Genomic DNA, 18,720 nt, shown 5'->3' with positions numbered 1-18,720 from the left:
GTATTATCTCTTATTTTTCCAAGTTTACTAATGGCACAGGAAGAATTACTTAATACTTCTGACGATGTATCTACATTAATGGCAAAAGAACTATTAATTAGAAATAATAAAATAAATATTGAAAATTCACAAAGCACTAATCAATACCTTCAAAACAATAATTTGGTTCAAATCCAGCAAATCGGGAATTATAATTATTCGAGTATTTATGTAAAAAGTAATGTGGCTGAAGTGCAGGTAAACCAAAATGGAGACAACAATTTTGCTAATGTTTACAGAAATGCATACATGGTAAACGAAAATATAAACCAAACAGGGAATAATAATTTCATTAGTGATTTTTCAGTTTATTCAGATGAGCCAGTAAATACGACATTCAATCAATATGGGAATAATTTGACCATTTATAGTACTGGCTCCAATTCCATTTCCAAGAATTTACAAATCAATCAAACTGGAAATTCAGGTACTGTGTATATTTATAATCGCTAGAATATGAAAGACTTTGTGCTAAAATGGATTTGTTTATGTGTATTTTTTAGTTTCCAAAAAATACAATCCCAAGCTGTTTATAAAGAAGTAAAAGCAAAGATTGAAGTTGAAAAAGTTGAAAATATGCTATCTGTAAGAGGTACAGTTGAAAATTTAAAATCAGAATATAAAAGCATTTCTTACAAACTGACAGTTTTTAAAAAGAATAAAAGCAATTCAAATAGTTCTAAAAATGCTCAAGATGGAAGAGTTATTTTGGATCCCCAACAAAAAGTTGTTTTATCCAAAACTCAAATAAATGAAGGAAAGGACGATCAAATAATTCTATTGCTGATCATATACGATGAAAATAATGTGATAATTGGAAAAGATCGAATAGAAATGGGAGTTGATGATGAGTCAAATGTTGGTGAAGCAAAACCAAATGACGGGTTGGAAATGATGAGCATTATATCGAATGATACCAAGACGAAATTAGGTAATGATTTCTATGAACTGTTTTATAAAGAATATTCTAAATTAAAGATTAAATCCAATAAAATTGTTTCAGTTCAAGAAGAATTGACTTTTGGAAGAACAACCAAAATTATTGTTTCAGTAGATGGAGAGTTAATTAATGAATTCATTTCAAGACCCGATGAAGATTTTATGAAGTATATGGCAGAAACAGTTTCGAATAATGTTTTTAAATATTTTAAAAATATTGAAAAACAAAATAAGGACATAATAAGATATTAATAATTAAGTAAATTATAAATAATTGTTTTAATAATTTAATCAAAAAAGTAATGAAATCATATCTAGTTTTAATTTGCATGCTTGGTTTTTTTTTCAATGTAAATGCACAAGCACTAGTGTATAAACCTATGAATCCAAATTTTGGAGGTGATACTTTTGGTTATCAGATGTTACTTAGTTCAGCCGATGCACAAAATGATTTTAAAGAAGATCAAACTAGCGGATTCAAGCAACCTAGTCAATTGGAGAGATTTAAGGAAAATTTAAATAATCAATTGTTGAATAAAATTTCTAATTCGTTGTTTGAAGATCAATTTGGTGGTAATGGGATATCAGAAGGAACCTATAATTTCGGAACATTATCGGTTGATGTTTTCCCCTCAAATCTAGGTTTAGTAGTTGATATATTGGATATAGAAACAGGAGAACAAACTCAAGTAATTGTTCCAGGTAGTTAATATTAAAAAAAAAAAGATTTTGCCTCAACTTTATTAAATAACCTTATTCATGAATCGGAAAATAATAATTACGTTTCTACTTGCGCTTCTTTTTTCGGGATGCGGTGCGTACTTTAATCAGCCTGTTGGAGTTCAAAAGGCTGTATTTGGGGAAAATACACCAGCAACAGTAAATTTGAGAAATTTACCTTTACCTAAAGAACAGGTCGTAGTTGGAGTTTACAAATTCAAGGATCAAACAGGTCAATATAAGCCTACAGAAATAGGAAGTACTTTTAGTACTGCAGTTACACAAGGGGCTACTTCTATATTAATTAAAGCACTTCAAGACTCTAAATGGTTCGTTCCCATTGAAAGAGAAAATCTTAGCAATCTTTTGAACGAAAGAAATATTATTCGTTCGACTAGACAAGAATATGCAACCGATTCTAATACCAAGGACGCTCCCTTGACCCCATTATTGTTTGCTGGCGTTTTACTAGAAGGCGGAATTATTTCCTATGACTCCAATATTATAACTGGTGGATATGGAGCAAGATATTTTGGCGCGGGCGCTTCAACCCAATATCGACAAGATAGAATTTCTATTTATTTAAGATTAGTTTCAACCTCAAATGGTAAAATTCTAAATACTGTTTATGTGTCAAAAACGATACTGTCACAAAGTGTTGATGCTAGTTTGTTTCGATATGTAAACCTAAACCGACTCTTGGAAGTTGAAACCGGATATACTCGTAACGAGCCTATTCAACTTGCAGTTACCGAAGCAATTGAAAAAGCTGTCGAAGGCTTGGTTGTAGACGGAATTAAAGATAAAATTTGGGATGTAAAGGCTACAAATGATGAAGTTAAAGCATTTTTGGATAACTATGCCAAAGAAAAAGAAGAAGCTGATTTGGCATTGCTTTATGGTAGAGATAGAAATGAAAAAAGAGGTAAGGTCGGATTTGATTTAGCTGGAGGTGCAGCATATATTGATGGAGATTATGCAAATCCAACACCTAAACCAATGGTGAAAGCTGGAATGAGATATTTTTTTACTCCCTATTTTGACATAAGTGGTTCTTTTAGTGTTTTTCGAGTTGGAAATAAAGATAGACTAGATGTTGGTTATGGCTCTATAGATATAAATTTAGATTTTATGATTCTTCCGTATGATGCCTTTAGTCCTTTTGTTTATGTGGGAACTGGTACTTATTTTAATAGAGCGTACGAAAATATACAAACCAAAATTCAAGGGGGTTTAGGTTTAGAGTATTTAGTGTCAAATAATTTTGGAATTAAAGTTTATAGTGAGTTTAATATGAGTTTTTCAGATAAACTCGATTACATTGATGCTGGAGCAAGAGACGATTATTTTTATTGTTTTGGACTAGGCTTAAGTTATTATTTACCCCAACGATTTGGTAAAAAAGCAGTTAAATAAAAGTCAGTACTAGGATTTGTATGCATTGATTTTGCAAATAAAAATATAAGTTATTTATAAAAAAACCTACAAATGGAAAAGTTTAGAATCGGAATTTTAATGTGCTTGATTATCTTATTTTCATGTTCTGAAGAAAAGATAACAGATGGCGGAACTGGTACTGTAAAAGGTAGAGTTGTTGATGCCGTTACTTTTGCGCCAATTGAAAATGCAAAGGTTTCTTCAAATCCCTCTACAGATACCTATTTTACGGATAAAGATGGGTATTTCACTTTTGAGGGAATAGCAACAGGAAAATATACATTTGAAGCAAGAAAAGATAAATACATTGCAAAGTTTGAAGCAGCAAATGTAGATTTGAATGAAACCACTCAAATTATTTTTGAGTTGAAAGTTTCTACTGCCGATAATAGACCTCCCGACGTTCCCGTATTAACTGCACCGGCCGATCTTGCCAAAAATCAGGCTATAAATCTACAATTGACTTGGACGGCAACTGATATTGATAAAGATTCCTTGACATATGTTGTTACTGTTAAAAACGGGACTACAGATGAAATTACAACTTATAAAGATTTAAAAACAAGAAGTTTAGACTTGAAAGATTTAAAATACAGTACCAAATATTATTGGCAAGTTGCTTCTTCAGACGGAATTAATACGCCAGTTAATAGTTTGGTTAGTTCTTTTACTACTTTGCCTTTCCCTAATCCAAGATTTTTATATATCAAAAAGGTGAATAGCAATAATGTGATTTTTACTGCTGATGAAGCCGGCAATGAATTGCAATTGACCCCGTCATCAGTTAATAGCTACAGACCAAGGAAGAATTTACAATCTAATAAAATTGCATATATCAGTTCAGATGGATCTCAAAATCAAATTTATATGATGGATCTTGATGGATCAAACGTAAAAAAAATAACAAATACAACCCCTATTGCCGGATTCAATATGGAGAATATCAATTTTTGTTGGAGTACCAATGGAAGCCAGATTATTTACCCGAATTTTGATAAACTTTACCGAATTAATATTGATGGAGGAGGTTTGATTGAAATGTTCAAAACTCCAAATGGGAAATTTATTTCGGAATGTGATTGGAGTAATGATGGAAGAGAAATTGTTCTCAAAGTAAATGACATCTCGGGATATAATGTCGAAATTTATGTAATCAAATGGAATGGTCAGGTGCTGTACAGTGTATTATCAGGAATTACTGGAGCTGTTAGTGGTTTGAATATGTCCTTTGATATGCAAAAAATTGTATTTACCAGGGATGTTTCTGGAAATGAAAATTCAACTTATAGAAGGTTTGATTCAAGAATTTTTATTTATGATAAGGCTGCAAATACGATAACAGAATTGACTAGCAGTAAAACAAATGGGTTTAATGATTTGGATGTAAAATTTTCACCAAATGAAGCCGAAGTTATTTTTACAAATACTTCCAATGATGGAATATCAGTTAAAAATGTTTATAAAGCATCGGTCACAAATACTGGTACTGGAAGCAATGCTAGAACATTATTGTTCTCAGGTGGTTCAATGCCAGAGTGGAAATAAAGATGCTGTAGAATTCTAAAAATATAAAGGTTGAAAAACGTTTAAATTTTTCTTTTAATTTAAGGAAAAGTTTAGACGTTTTTCTTTTTTATGAGATTACGGCTTAAGTTTTATCGTAAATTTGAACAATAAATCTCCCCAATTATGAAGTTTTTCATCACCCTACTATTTATCTTTTCGTTTTCATGTGTTTTCGCTCAGGAACAAGTTTCATTTTTTTTTGAAAGCAACAAGTTTGTTTTGCAAAAAGAAGAGTTATTAAAACTGAATAAATGGTTAAATGTAAATAAAGATGTCAAAGTTGTTGGAGTCTATGGTTTTTGTGATGAAGAAGGATCTGTTGGCTATAATGATACTTTAGCAAAAAAAAGAATCGATTACGTGTTCAATACCATAAAGAATAAAGTAAAGATCAGAGAGGATTTCAAAACAAGAAATTTTGGAGAACTACACACTTCTTCTCCGATAAAAGCTGAAAACAGGAAAGTAACTTTGTATTATATTTTGCCAAAAGATTTTCCAAATGAAGAAAAAATAATAGCCAAAAAGCAAGAAGTTGTATTAGAAAAGAAAAAACCAAAAATTAAATTTCCTGATGTTTATGTTTATGAAAATCCAGATGGTTCTACAGTTAATATCAAAATTGATACCGTCTTTATGAAAAAAGTTAGTCTTGCCAATGTTGGTGAAAAGCTAAAATTGGAAAGCATGAATTTTTTTGTTGATACTTTTGCGATAATGCCACAATCCAGATCGGTAATGTTCGAATTACTGACGGTAATGCAAAGCTGTCCCGATTTAAAAATACAAATTCAAGGTCATATTTGTTGTGTCAAAAAAGACATTCGGGATTTAAGTACTCAAAGAGCTAAAGCCATTTGCAAATTTTTGGAATATAATGGTGTTGACAAAAGTAGAATGACCTTTATTGGATTCGGCAGTTCAAAACCATTATATGCTTTACCAGAAAAAACAGAAGCAGAGAGGGAAGCAAATCGTCGAGTAGAAATTGAAATTATTGCCAATTGGAAGGAGATTTAGAGTTTCTATAAATTAGATTTTTTAGAATTTAAAATTGCTATTGTCAACACCTTTGTAGTTGAAATTGCAGTTAATATTGCTATTGAAATTTAATTGTATAATTGTTACATTAAAATTATCTTTGCCCAACATACACACAACTAAAAAATGAGTTCAGATACTTCAAAAAGATATGCGCAACGTGGTGTTTCGGCATCCAAGGAAGATGTGCATAACGCGATTAAAAATATTGACAAAGGTTTATTCCCTCAAGCATTTTGCAAAATTGTTCCTGATTATTTAACGCAGGACGAAGACTATTGCTTAATAATGCATGCAGATGGTGCGGGAACAAAATCCTCATTAGCCTATATGTATTGGAAAGAAACCGGAGATATTTCGGTTTGGAAAGGAATCGCTCAAGATGCCTTAATCATGAATATTGACGACTTATTGTGTGTAGGTGCCACCGATAATATTCTACTTTCTTCAACCATTGGAAGAAATAAAAATGTAATTCCTGGCGAAGTTTTATCGGCCATTATCAATGGAACTGAAGAATTGATAAAAGAGTTGGATTCTTTTGGAGTTACTATTCACTCAACTGGAGGAGAAACTGCAGATGTTGGTGATTTAGTAAGAACCATCATCGTAGATTCTACTGTAACGGCTAGAATGAAACGCTCGAAAGTAATTGATAATGCAAATATAAAAGCAGGTGACGTTATCGTTGGACTGGCTTCTTTCGGTCAAGCCACTTATGAAAAAGGCTATAACGGAGGAATGGGAAGTAACGGACTAACCTCTGCTCGCCATGATGTTTTTGAAAAATATTTAGCAAACAAATACCCTGAAAGTTTTGATGCCGCAGTTCCAAATGAATTGATTTATTCTGGACAGGTAAAATTGACCGACGCTGTTGAAAATTCTCCAATAGATGCTGGTCAATTGGTGCTTTCTCCAACTAGAACTTATGCTCCAATCATCAAGAAAATTTTAGACAAATATACATCTCAGGATGTACACGGAATGGTACATTGCAGTGGCGGAGCACAAACAAAAATTTTGCATTTTGTACAAAATCTGCATATTATAAAAGATAATTTATTCCCAGTTCCACCTTTATTTCAATTGATACAAGAGCAATCCAAAACCGATTGGAAAGAAATGTATCAAGTTTTCAATTGTGGACATCGCATGGAAATTTATGTGCCGGAAGCTATCGCAGAGGATATTATCGCCATCTCAAAATCGTTCAATGTTGATGCCCAAATCGTGGGTAGAGTTGAATCTTCAGAATCCAAAAAACTAACAATTATCAGTGAATACGGTACTTTTGAGTATTAGAAATCGTTAAATCGTTTAGTTGTTGAGTCGTTTAAATATTCAATCTTTTAATTTTTTTAAAATGTACGAATTAATATTCTGGAAATACTTGGAAGGCGTTTATTTAAATCATCACGAAGTGTATGAGGCAATAGATGAACAGCTATTTGTGGAAGGTCTAGAAACACTTCCGGTTGACGTAATCCTAAATAGATTTCACACTGTTTTTTCAAAATGGGAAAAAGTTGATGAAGACAGCTGGAAAAACCCAAGTGGTAAAGGCGCTTTTCAAATAAAAACAACTTCACAAAGCATAAAAATAGATTGTTACGGCACCGAAGGCAAAATCATGAATTTACTTGTAGATACTATGGCTGAATTCAAGTGTCCGCTTTATGACCCCCAAGTACCAGAGCGTTATGACGAAATGAGTGAATAGTATTTTAGAAGCTATTTTTTGTTTTATTTCGTGTTAGCAATTGAAAATTGACGAAGCAATCTGCAAATATTAGAGTAGCGCCGTGATTTGTCTTTTTTTATAAATTAGAAAAAATAAATGATTACATCTCAATTCACTCAAGATATAATACTCGAAGATGAAATGGTTTTGCTTCGCCCATTGCAAGCTACCGATGTCGAGAACTTATTAGACATTTCAATCAATGAACCGGAAACTTGGGAGTATTCACTAGTTCGTGCCAACGGAAAAGAAAACCTAGAAAATTATATTCAATTAGCCCTTAAAGCTAAAGAGAGCAAAACGGAGTTTCCTTTTATTATTCTGGATAAAAATACTGGAAAATATGCGGGGAGTACGCGTTTTTATGACATCAATATTGGATTCAAAACCTTACAATTGGGTTACACTTGGTATGGAAAAGATTTTAGGGGAACCGGACTCAATAAACACTGCAAGTATCTTCTACTTCAATATGCATTCGAAACATTAGGAATGGAACGCGTTGAACTCAGAGCGGACAATAATAATCAACGAAGCATAGCTGCCATGAAAAGTATTGGGTGCAAAGTTGAAGGGGTTTTGCGAAGCCATATGCCAACAGCAAATAGCGAAGTCCGCAGAGATAGTATTGTGCTAAGTATCCTTAAAAACGAATGGTTTGATGCAGTCAAAGAAAACTTGAAATCAAAATTGTAATCGTTTTATTTGAATAAAAATATCTGATACTCTTTGTTTATTTTAATTTTGCGAAGACAATTGGTCCTTTATTTCCTTGCTCATCTTCATAGAATCCTCTTAAAGTATCTCTTTGTTTGTTTAGTGTAAGATGATGTTTTCCTTTGGTTGCCCAACCTGGGATGGCTTTTGTGACAACAGCATCATAAGAAACGGTATTATCTTTTATTTCTCCAATACCGTATTCAACCATTTTTGAACCTTTAAATTCGAGATAATGACTCATAACAATTTTATTTCCGTCTTGTGCAATTATAACATAGCAATTCTTAAAATCGCTCGTATTTACATCTGTCCATAAACCATTGACATTAGCAGGTGTGGTATCTTTATTTGAAGTACATGATGATAGGGCTGTAAAAAGTATCAGGAATACAATTGTTTTTTTGAACATGGTTTTCAGAGCTTTATATTTGTTATATGCTTAATTTGAAATAATACAAATTAAATAAATTTGGAATTTTTGTTGGGGAATTTAATGTAAAATAGGCTTCCTTTGCCTTCTTCACTTTCAACCCATATTCTGCCTTTGTGCTTTTCAATAAATTCTTTACATAAAATTAATCCCAACCCTGTACTAGGCTCGTCCTCAGTTCCTGCTCGGTTGTTATTCGCATCCAATTTGAATAAGTCTTCAATCATTTTTGGATTCATTCCTATTCCTGTGTCTCTAACAGTAATGATAATATTATCAACATCTTCAATCTCTTGAATGTAAATTGATCCTTTTTTTGGGGTAAATTTAATAGCATTCATTACAATATTACGAATAATCGCTTGAAACATATTTTTATCTACAAAAATAGTTTTTGAATATGAAATTGCAGTAGTGATACTTATACCTTTCTTGTCTGCAATATCTTGTAATGTGATAATACTATCTAACAGAATTGATTTTAAAGCATATTCTTTTGGAACAAATGGAATTAAATCTTGTTCCATACGCGACCACTCTAATAAATTTTCCAAAAGGGTAAAAAGGTTTTTGGCGGAACTTCTCATGTTAACCGCAGCAAATTTTATTTCCTCATTAGACATTGTATCGATATCCTCAGCCATTAACTCTGTTAAGCCCAAAAATCCATTGAATGGCCCCCTTAAATCGTGAGCTATTATGGAATAAAACTTATCTTTTTGAGAGTTTATATTCGAAATTAATATGTTCTTTTCTTTGAGCAAGAGATTATTTTTTCTTTTAGAATTATAAAGAAACAAGAATAAGCACAATAAAGCAGCAACAGCTGCGACTATTGTAATTAGAAAATATACTTTTCGTGAATCGGTATTTATTCTAAGTGTTTGAATTTCGATTTGTTTATCTCTTAAATCTATTTCTCTTTGAAATTCGAGATTAGATAATTTTTTCTCACTTTCTTTCGAAAATATAGAGTCTTTAATTCTGGAATATTTTTCAAAGGAATATAATGCTAACTCATAATTATCATTTAGTTTATATGCTTTTGAAAGATAGAAATAAGTTTCTTGGATGTCTTTTAAAGATTTGTATCTCTCAAAAATTTGCAAAGTTTTTTTTAGTAATGAAATAGACTTATCGATAAGTATTTTTTGGTCTTTTTTATATCGATCATCCAAAGACATTAAGTAATAGGCTCTCCCAAGATCAAGAGTATTGTAATTATTATAAAAGTTTGTATCATCATTATAAGTTGCTATAGACTTTTTTAGAATTTCAATCCCTTTTTCATAATTCTTCAAGTTGATGTAACAAATGCCAATATTCGAAAGATTTAAACCAATTCCTTCCGTGTCGTCCAGTTTTTTGTTTATTATTAATGCTTTATAAAAGTTGTTTAATGCTTTAGAATATTCTTTTTGTTGCAAATAGACATCACCAATGTTATTCAAAAGCAACGAAATGTTTCTTTCTTTTTTGAATTTATAGCTTAAATCTAGTGCTTTATTATAAAAAACAAGTCCTTGCTTATAATTTTTGAGGTCAATATAAATCAATCCAATGTTATTGTAAACAGTAGTCAAACTTTTGATATCATTCAAACTTTCATAGATTGCTAGTGCTTTATAAAGGTTTTTCAAAGAATGTGCATAGTCTGATTTTATTTCATAAGCAGTTCCTAAATTTCCATAGGTATCACCAATTTGCTTTTCATTATTTGTTTTTTGGGCATAATAGAGTGCCTTTTTCGCATAATTTATTGCTTCATCCGGTCCGATATATTCCGAATAAGAGGAAAGTTTTGTTAGTAAAACTGCTTTTTCTGAGTCGACTTTTGTTTGTTTTAATGCTGTTTTTAATGAGTCAATAGTCTTGTAAATAGGATTTTGAGCTTGTACTTGAACTATCGAAAAGATAAAAAAAAGTAATAAAAGAGTAATTTTTCGAATCATTAAGCGGGTATTTTTTTTCAAAAATACACTAATTTATGAAATGGCATTAGGAAAACTAAAATAAAAAGTAGTGCCAATATTTACTTCACTTTCTACCCAAATTTTTCCATTGTGTTTCTCCACAAATTCCTTGCACAATATTAATCCAAGTCCTGTGCTTGGTTCATTTTCAGTCCCATTTCTGTTGGTTTTGACATCAAGTTTGAATAAGTTATTTAACATTTTCTCATCCATACCTATTCCAGTATCTGTGATAGAAACGGTTGTGCTTTTCGAATCTTCACTTGCTTTAATTTCGATGCTTCCGTCTCTTGGCGTGAACTTCAGTGCATTGGACAATATGTTTCGAGTAATAGATTGCAGAATATTATAATCAGCATAAATGGTTAATTCTTCGGGTATTGTGGTTTTAATTTTGATTCTTTTTTTATTAGCTTCTTCCTGTAGTGTACCTATGCTTTCGTTTGCCATAGGAAGAAATTTGTTTTCTTGTGGCGAAAAAGGAATTAAGCCTTGTTCCATTCGCGACCATTCCAGTAAGTTCTCCAATAATCGATTTAAATTGACAGCTGAGCTTCTCATATTTGTTGCGGCAAACTGGATTTCTTCTTTATCCATATTGTCAATATCTTGTGCTAACAATTCTGTTAACCCTAGAAAACCATTGAATGGACCTCTAAGGTCATGCGCAATTATTGAGAAGAATTTATCCTTTTGTTTGTTAATATTGGATATTACTTTGTTTTTCTCTTCTAATTGTAAGTTGGTTTTTCTTTTTGATAAGTATAACCAAAAAAACAACGCTGAAAGAATTACTACTGCAATGGTTATGGTATACAATAAGTATACCTTCCTGGCTTCATTCTTGATTTTAAGGTTTTGAATTTCTATTTTTTTATCTCTCAGTTCAATTTCTCTTTGCGATTTTAAAAATTCTATTTGCATTTTGTTTTCACTTGAAAAAATAGAATCGTTAAGATTTGAACTTCTTTCAAAATAAGAAAGAGCTAACTCTGGTTTTTCTTGCGCTTTATAAATTTTAGATAAATAAGAATAGGAATCTCTGATGTCGATTAATGAACCCGCGCTATTGAAGGTCTTTAAAGATTTATTGATGTAATCCAAAGACTTTTGCAAAAGTTGTTCGCGTTTAGTTTTGCTTTTTTCAATTAGAGCAAGATAATAATAGGATTTTCCTAACTCTATTTTATTGTAAGCATTGAGCAAACTGGAATCATTTTTATAAATGGCAATAGATTTATTACTGGCTTCTATTGATTTTTCATGTTGCTTGAGAAAATTTAATGTAATTGCAATATTCGTATAATTTAGCCCAGATTCATAACTGCCCTTTTCATAAGCATTCATTTTTATAGCTTTGTCAAAATAGACTAGTGCTTTTTGATACTCTTTCATTCTCAAATAGACATCTCCTATATTATTTTGATATGTAGCAATTGATTTTCTGTCATTTGTTATCTGGCTTTCTTCTAACGCTTTTTGATAACAAGATAGTGCTTGTTTATAATTTTTAAATTCCACATAAATTGTACCAAGCCCATTATTTGCTTTGGCAATCCCCTTTTTGTCATTTAGGTCTTCAAATAAATGAAGCGCTTTATAATTGTACTCTAATGCTTTTGGAAAATCGGCTTTTAACCAATAATAAATGCTAAAGCTATTGTATGACAAAGCGAGTCCTTTTTTGTATCCAACTCTTTTTGAAAGTGCAAATGCTGATTTGGTGTAATCCAAACTTTTTTCGGGGGCACTATAATAGAACAAACCAGCTAAATCATTAAGCGCTTTAACCTTAATAGTATCTACTGTTGTTTGATTTATTACTTTTTTTAAAGAATCAATTTTATGCTCTTGGTTTATCTGAGAATAAGAATTAATGCTAAAAAAAAGCAAACAAATTAAAATGATTATTTTTCTCATTATATTTTTATATCGTTTTAAATGGTCATAATCGTATTGAATTTTGGAAAGCTAAAATGAAAAGTAGAACCTTTTCCCTCTTCGCTTTCTATCCAAATTTTTCCTTTGTGTTTTTCCACAAACTCTTTGCAAAGAATTAATCCCAATCCTGTACTTGGCTCATCATCTGTTCCTTTTCTATTGATTTTGACATCGAGTTTGAATATGTTTTCAATCATTTTGGAATTCATTCCAATTCCGGAATCTTTTATGGAGATTGTCGTGTTTTTGTCGTCTTCTTTTGCCTTTATTTCAATTATTCCTCTTCTTGGAGTGAATTTTACGGCATTGGACAAAACATTTCGAATGACTGATTGCAAAATGTGATGGTCTGCAAAAATCTTGAGCGTTTGGTCTATAATTGTTTCAATTACGATATCTTTTTTGTCGGCAGCATCTTGTAATGGTTCAACACATTCTCTTACTACTTCATCCAAATTGAATTCCTGTGTAGAAAACGGAATCAATCCCTGTTCCATTCTGGACCATTCCAGCAAATTCTCCAAAAGACGATTTAAATTGTTCGCAGAACTTCTCATGTTGATAGCAGCAAATTGAATTTCTTCTTTATCCATATCATCAATTTCTTCCGCCAATAGTTCTGTAAGTCCTAAGAACCCATTGAAAGGCCCCCTCAAATCATGTGCAATGATGGAAAAAAATTTGTCCTTTTGTTTATTGATGTTTGATATTTCTTCGTTTTTGTTTACAAGCAATTCATTTGTGGCTCTTTTTGATATATACAGCCAAAAAAATAAAATAAAAAGTATAGCAATTGAGATTGTAATAGTTACTAATAAATATACTTTTCTGGAATTACTGTTTATTTTAAGATTTTGGATCTCAATCTGTTTGTCTCTTAAATCAATTTCCCGTTCGGACTGAAGGTTGGCTAATTTATTTTGGCTTTCGTTTGAAAACAGCGAATCTTTTATAGAGTTGTGTTTTTCATAAAAATATAAGGCTTCATTAAAATGACCTTGCTCTTTCTTCACTTTATAAAGTTCAAAATTGCATATACTTAATCGATCTAATACATCAGTTTTTGAAAATAAATCGACTGCTTCACTAAGATATCGAACGGATTGTTCCAATAATTGCTTTTTGTTTTTTGGATTATCCAAAGCCATTTTATAATAGGCATTCCCCATTTCTAAACAGTTATCACCGATGTTATAAGTTTGGTCTTTATCATAACTATTTAACGCTTTGTGAAAATATTCCAGACTCTTAGTATACTCTTTTTTGGCAGAATATATTTTTCCAATTTTGGAATAACAATATCCAAGACCATTTAAATCAAACATAGAAAGATTCAGTTCTTTCGAATTCGTGTAATATTCCAGCGCTTTGTCATAGTTTTTTAGGTCAAAATGAGCTGTGGCAATATTATTCAGGTTGTATACCATAGATATTATATTGCCTGTTTTTTTATTTATTTCAAATGCCAGATGAAAATATTTAAATCCTTGATTGTGTTTTTTTATTTCAACATATACCAATCCTAAATTGTTATACGCTTCTGAAATACCATTTTGATCATTTATTTCTTTATATACCGACAAAGACTTGTAAAAATAATTGATAGCCTTATTGTAGTCTGTCAATACCCACTGGCAAACTCCAAGTCTATTGTATGCAAAAGCCATTCCTTTTTTCCAGTGTATTTTTGTCGCTAGTTTAAGAGCTTTTTCACCATAAGGAATTCCCTCTTTTGGATTTGTATAAGAATAACTGCTGGCCAATCTATTTAGAATATTGATTCTTGTAGTGTCTGCAGTGGCTTTTTCGAGTGATTCTTTCAAAGAATCAATGGATTGTGAATATTGTTGCTGTTTTGATGATATATGTTTTAAAGCTTTTTTAGAAAGTGCAACATATCTGTTTTTATTTTTTGTATCCGATGCAGACATCAAAAGATAGGTTTCACTCAGTTGCTTAAGCGCATTGTCTATGTTCTCTGTTTGATTTTTATCATATTTCTCTAAGGCTTTTGATAAATAATCTACAGCTTTTGGATATTCTTTTTTATTTGAATAAATACCACCAATCCGGGTGTAGCAATAGGCTAAACCGTTATTATCTTTTATCTCTTCATTTATTTTAATGGATTGATTGTAATATTCCAGCGCTTTTGAATGTTCGTTTTGTTTGAAATAAATATCGGCAATATCATTTAAACAATAGACTGTCAACACCTTGTCATTTCTGAGTTCATTGATTTTTAATGTTTTTTCAAAATAGGAAAGCGCTTCAGGATATTTTTTTTGCGCCAAATACACAAGGGCAATATTCTTGAGTGTTCTAGAAACAGCCGATTGCTTCGGCACTTGTTTGTAAAATTCTAGTGCTTTCTGCAAATGATTTATTGCTTCGGAAAAATTCGATGCTGTTTGGTTACAAATTCCCAAGTTTTCGTTGGCCTCAGCTATTCCTTTTTTCCAACGTACATTCTCTGCCAATGCCAATGCTTTGTTTCCATACTTTAGTCCTTCCGGCGCATTGGAATATCGGTAAGTATTGGCAATTTCATTCAAGATGTTGATTTTAACGGTATCAACGGTTGTTTTATTAAGTTTTATTTTTAATGTAGTTACCAATTCTGAATTTCGATCTTGACTATAAGCAAAGTTGCCTATTATGATTAGGCATATTATCCATTTATTTATAGTATGGAGGATATTCATTTATAGTCTTTTTATAAAAATTGGCAATGATGAATAGTTATTACCCAACAATCGTACCAAATTTATTAAAACACAGACAAAAACAACTGTTTTGACGACGTAATACATATTTTTCTACTCTTTTGTAATGCAAATATTATTTTTTAATATCTATTTTTGCAATTTATTGCTGTATTAAATTAAAAAAAGAATATTATTTTAGATTGGAAAAAGATTGTTTTTTTTATGATTCATTTTAAACCTAAATTCTTGTTTGTAAATTATTTGTCGTAAAGCTACAAATTTGTATGATACATAATTGTCATTTTTTTTGGAGCCTAAATTTTTTGTTTATGGATTCCAAAAATGAAATTCTCTAAAAAAGGGATACCTTTGTGAGCTATAAGAAATAAAAAAATGAACATATGAAAATAAACCCAAAAAACGGAATTGATAAACTCATTTTTGGAATGAAACAAAATGATGTTATTGCTATTTACGGTAAACCTGATAGAAATTACAAAGACGAAGATGACAATGTGATTTTTGCCTATAATGCACTTAAAATAAGATTGACGTTTTATCAGGAAGAAGATTTAAAACTAGGTTATTTAGTAGCTTCAAGCCCCGTTTTGGAGTTGTTTGGCAATAAAATAATCAACAGAAAAATAGCGGAAGTCAAAAAGGAATTGGCTGAAAAAGGAATAACCAAATTTACCCAAGAAGAATTTGATACATTTGAAAACTACTTTAATGAAGAAAACTGGGTGATACTTCAAACTGAATTTGATGAAGTCGTAAAATTCGAAATTGGCGCAATAATCAATGATAAAGACGAATTTGACTGGAAGTTTAAAAAGTAATGCACTATTACTTTTTATAAAAATATGTAGTGATAATTAAAATAAAAAAAATGAGGCTGTCCAAAAATTACTTGTCGGACAGCCTTACTTTGTTTTAAGAATAGTATAATTTCAATTTATTTCCAATTAAAAGTAATTCGTTTCTCAATATCAGTGTTCAAACTCAAGAAAACTGGACAAGTCATTGCAGCTCTTTCTAAAATCGTTTTATCTTTTTGTTCCAAAACACCAACCATTTCAAAAACAATTTCGATTGCTCCGATTCGTCTTGGTTCGGCATTCATGATTTTAGTAACTGCTGCGGTTGAACCTCGAAAATCAACATTCAAATCCCTAGCTTTAATCCCCATAATTGTCATCATACAGGTCGCCAAAGCATTGGCAACAGAATCGGTTGGAGAGAAAGCCTCACCTTTTCCGTTATTATCTAACGGAGCGTCTGAAAGGATTTCAGTGCCTGATTGTATGTGTATCGATGAAGTTCTTAAATCTCCTAAATAAGTTACTTTTGAAGTCATTTTCTTTGTTGATGGTTGATGGTTTATAGTTGTCAGTTTACAGAACGCTGAAAACTGATTTTTGGAATCTGAATACTGCCAACTTTTTTTACTTCGCTTCTTTAACGGTCAAATCAGTATCATAATATAGGATATAAACTCCTTTATTAACATATCCGCCTTCTTCCTTTTTGTGATATTCAAACTTGCTTTCTACTTGTTCGGTTATCATCGTTTCGGCAGTTTCCTGATAGGTTTTATCTTGTGACAAACGCATCATGGTGTCAAACGTGATATCAAAACCACGAATAGCATACGTACTCGGATTAACTTTATTCTTTTTTCTGTAATTCTGTATAAATACTTGAGCTTCTGGAGAATTATTCTCACGAGTCGCAGAAGGGTACATCAAATGTAATTTAGTCAAATTCTCAAAACTAATTTCATCTGTATCTAAAGTTTCATTCGGTTCCAAAATAACCAATTGCACTTGATAATTAGCCATTACACCAAGCATAGCATTCATTGTATATTTGATCATTCCAGTATTTGAGGTTTCCAAAACAACATAATTCATTCTATCTTTTACCAACTGGCTTTTGAAACCTTCAACATTTAAACCTCCACTAACTGTTAATGGCGCAATTTTAACCTCTTTTTGATTTTCTAAAATATACTTCCTGATCGTTTCCTTTTTTTTATCAATCACCGCAATTATATTTCCTTGCTTTGCATTCATGAAATCAAACATAACAGATTTCAAATCAGCAACAGGAACAATTGACTGATATAAATTTGGAGCTGGATTGCCCTCATCTTTTGACAGTGGAGAAATAACCGGCACATTGCTCTGCTCAAGCATATTGGACGTTTTTTCTACATTGCTCTGATAAAACGGTCCAACAACAGCATCGGCATTTGCAAGATCGTTATTAGAAAAAATAGTTGCTACATTTGAAGTAGTTTTTGTTTCATTCGAATCAAAAATCTTAACATCCATAGAAACACCAACTTGTTTAGCAGAATCTATTGCCATCAAAGCACCCGAATAAAAATCCAAAGTCATATTCAGGAATTTATCATTGTTCAATCGATTAACGTTAGAACTGATGGTATCTCCACCGTTTTTGGCGATATTGAAAGGCAATAACAATACTAAAGTCTTTTTGTCCTGGCTGCTTTTTGTAGTCAAAACAACTTTCTGTTTAGCTGAATTTACCGCAATTTGATTAGATTTTGAAGGCACTTTCAAAACCATTCCTTCTTGAACTCCAGCTGACAAAATTGGATTTAATTCGATTAATTGCTGTTGAGTCAATCCAAACATTTTAGACAAACTATAAAATGTTTCTTTTGGTTTTACCGAATAATCAATATAGTTTATTGGTTCAGGAACACTTTTTTCAAGAGGCTTAACACTCGTCACTTTTGTTTCTGCTGGAACAACTTTAACCGCTGGTTTAGGTCCATTTCCTTTTATCAATAATTCATATCCAACTGTCAAATTGGCTACAATCTCAGGATTCTTTCGTTCCAGTTCTTCAATAGTGATGTCATACTTCTTTGCTATCGAATACTTAGTTTCTTTTGCCTGTACCGTATGATAAATCGCTACATTCTTGGCTACCACGGTAGTTTTTGAACTATTTTTAGAAGGAATATTCAAAACTTGACCTACCTGCAAACCATATTTTTCAAGATCTGGATTAGCTTTTTTCAAAGCTTCATCAGTTACACCATATTTATTTTCGATTCCAAATAAAGTTTCTTTGGCAAGCACAACATGTGTTTTTGGCTGTTGTTTTGCTATTTTTGGCGAAGTCACGCTTTTCACACCACTTTTAGGAATCAGCAATATACTATTGGGTTTCAATCCATTCTGTGCATCTGGATTAAGTTTATAAATTTCGTAGGGAGTTGTTTTAAACTTTTGGGCTATTTGGGCAATCGTTTCTCCTTTGCCAACAACATATTTCTCTATTTTTTCTTGCGAAAAAATGGTGGTCACAGAAAATAAAACAGTACAAATTATTACTGAAAAACAGTTCATATTAATGGGCTTCATGTGCATTTTTAATTTCAGTAAAATTACTGTGTTTATGGTAAACATTTCTTTTAGGCTTGTT

General features: G+C 31.5%; 16 protein-coding genes. 10 read left to right on the top strand and 6 right to left on the bottom strand.

The window, feature by feature from the left end:
* From B0E44_RS18780 to B0E44_RS08325, 9 genes are all read left to right on the top strand, one after another.
* A partial coding sequence (locus tag B0E44_RS18780; protein WP_217341300.1) for a hypothetical protein occupies positions 1-492 on the top strand: 492 nt, incomplete at its 5' end.
* Positions 493-495: 3 nt separating this feature from the next.
* Complete coding sequence (locus tag B0E44_RS08360) at positions 496-1,230, top strand: CsgE family curli-type amyloid fiber assembly protein (RefSeq protein WP_077372916.1); 735 nt, start codon at positions 496-498, stop codon at positions 1,228-1,230.
* A 50-nt stretch (positions 1,231-1,280) separates the two neighbouring features.
* A complete protein-coding gene (locus tag B0E44_RS08355) occupies positions 1,281-1,688 on the top strand; it encodes a curli production assembly/transport component CsgF (RefSeq protein ID WP_077372913.1) in 408 nt (135 codons plus the stop codon).
* Between the two features lie 49 nt (positions 1,689-1,737).
* Positions 1,738-3,114, top strand: coding sequence for a CsgG/HfaB family protein (locus B0E44_RS08350; protein WP_077372910.1), 1,377 nt, complete (start codon positions 1,738-1,740; stop codon positions 3,112-3,114).
* A gap of 72 nt (positions 3,115-3,186) precedes the next feature.
* Positions 3,187-4,680: a carboxypeptidase regulatory-like domain-containing protein gene (locus tag B0E44_RS08345; protein ID WP_254423268.1), complete on the top strand. Its 1,494-nt coding sequence runs from the start codon at positions 3,187-3,189 to the stop codon at positions 4,678-4,680.
* A 144-nt stretch (positions 4,681-4,824) separates the two neighbouring features.
* A complete protein-coding gene (locus B0E44_RS08340) occupies positions 4,825-5,721 on the top strand; it encodes an OmpA family protein (RefSeq protein ID WP_077372907.1) in 897 nt (298 codons plus the stop codon).
* A 147-nt stretch (positions 5,722-5,868) separates the two neighbouring features.
* A complete protein-coding gene (locus tag B0E44_RS08335) occupies positions 5,869-7,047 on the top strand; it encodes an AIR synthase related protein (RefSeq protein WP_077372904.1) in 1,179 nt (392 codons plus the stop codon).
* Between the two features lie 61 nt (positions 7,048-7,108).
* On the top strand, positions 7,109-7,465 hold the full coding sequence (locus tag B0E44_RS08330; RefSeq protein WP_077372901.1) for a hypothetical protein: 357 nt from the start codon (positions 7,109-7,111) through the stop codon (positions 7,463-7,465).
* 117 nt (positions 7,466-7,582) lie between these two features.
* On the top strand, positions 7,583-8,182 hold the full coding sequence (locus tag B0E44_RS08325; protein WP_077372898.1) for a GNAT family N-acetyltransferase: 600 nt from the start codon (positions 7,583-7,585) through the stop codon (positions 8,180-8,182).
* 37 nt (positions 8,183-8,219) lie between these two features.
* Here the strand turns inward: B0E44_RS08325 and B0E44_RS08320 are convergent, their stop codons facing one another.
* From B0E44_RS08320 to B0E44_RS08305, 4 genes are read right to left on the bottom strand one after another with little or no spacing between them, the layout of a single operon-like run.
* Positions 8,220-8,615 carry a hypothetical protein gene (locus tag B0E44_RS08320; protein WP_077372895.1) on the bottom strand — a complete coding sequence of 132 codons (396 nt, stop codon included), beginning with the start codon at positions 8,613-8,615 and terminating at the stop codon, positions 8,220-8,222.
* Between the two features lie 50 nt (positions 8,616-8,665).
* Entirely contained in the window at positions 8,666-10,588 is a 1,923-nt protein-coding gene (locus tag B0E44_RS08315) for a tetratricopeptide repeat-containing sensor histidine kinase (RefSeq protein WP_077372892.1), read from the bottom strand.
* 33 nt (positions 10,589-10,621) lie between these two features.
* Positions 10,622-12,529 carry a tetratricopeptide repeat-containing sensor histidine kinase gene (locus B0E44_RS08310; RefSeq protein ID WP_077372889.1) on the bottom strand — a complete coding sequence of 636 codons (1,908 nt, stop codon included), beginning with the start codon at positions 12,527-12,529 and terminating at the stop codon, positions 10,622-10,624.
* Between the two features lie 17 nt (positions 12,530-12,546).
* Entirely contained in the window at positions 12,547-15,255 is a 2,709-nt protein-coding gene (locus B0E44_RS08305; RefSeq protein ID WP_077372886.1) for a tetratricopeptide repeat protein, read from the bottom strand.
* A gap of 404 nt (positions 15,256-15,659) precedes the next feature.
* On the opposite strand from B0E44_RS08305, the gene B0E44_RS08300 reads away from it, so the two are divergent.
* On the top strand, positions 15,660-16,097 hold the full coding sequence (locus tag B0E44_RS08300) for a hypothetical protein (protein WP_077372883.1): 438 nt from the start codon (positions 15,660-15,662) through the stop codon (positions 16,095-16,097).
* Between the two features lie 116 nt (positions 16,098-16,213).
* Here the strand turns inward: B0E44_RS08300 and B0E44_RS08295 are convergent, their stop codons facing one another.
* Together B0E44_RS08295 and B0E44_RS08290 are read right to left on the bottom strand one after the other, a co-directional pair.
* Positions 16,214-16,615: an OsmC family protein gene (locus B0E44_RS08295; protein ID WP_077372880.1), complete on the bottom strand. Its 402-nt coding sequence runs from the start codon at positions 16,613-16,615 to the stop codon at positions 16,214-16,216.
* Between the two features lie 88 nt (positions 16,616-16,703).
* The gene (locus tag B0E44_RS08290; protein ID WP_254423267.1) at positions 16,704-18,704 is read right to left on the bottom strand and encodes a LysM peptidoglycan-binding domain-containing protein; all 2,001 of its coding nucleotides are present in this window, start codon (positions 18,702-18,704) and stop codon (positions 16,704-16,706) included.
* Positions 18,705-18,720: the final 16 nt, after the last annotated feature.

Source organism: Flavobacterium sp. A45 (genome assembly GCF_002001005.1).
In the GTDB taxonomy this organism is placed as follows: Bacteria; Bacteroidota; Bacteroidia; order Flavobacteriales; family Flavobacteriaceae; genus Flavobacterium.
Note: the sequence above shows the minus strand (reverse complement) of the source record. Positions and strands in the feature narration are given on the sequence as shown.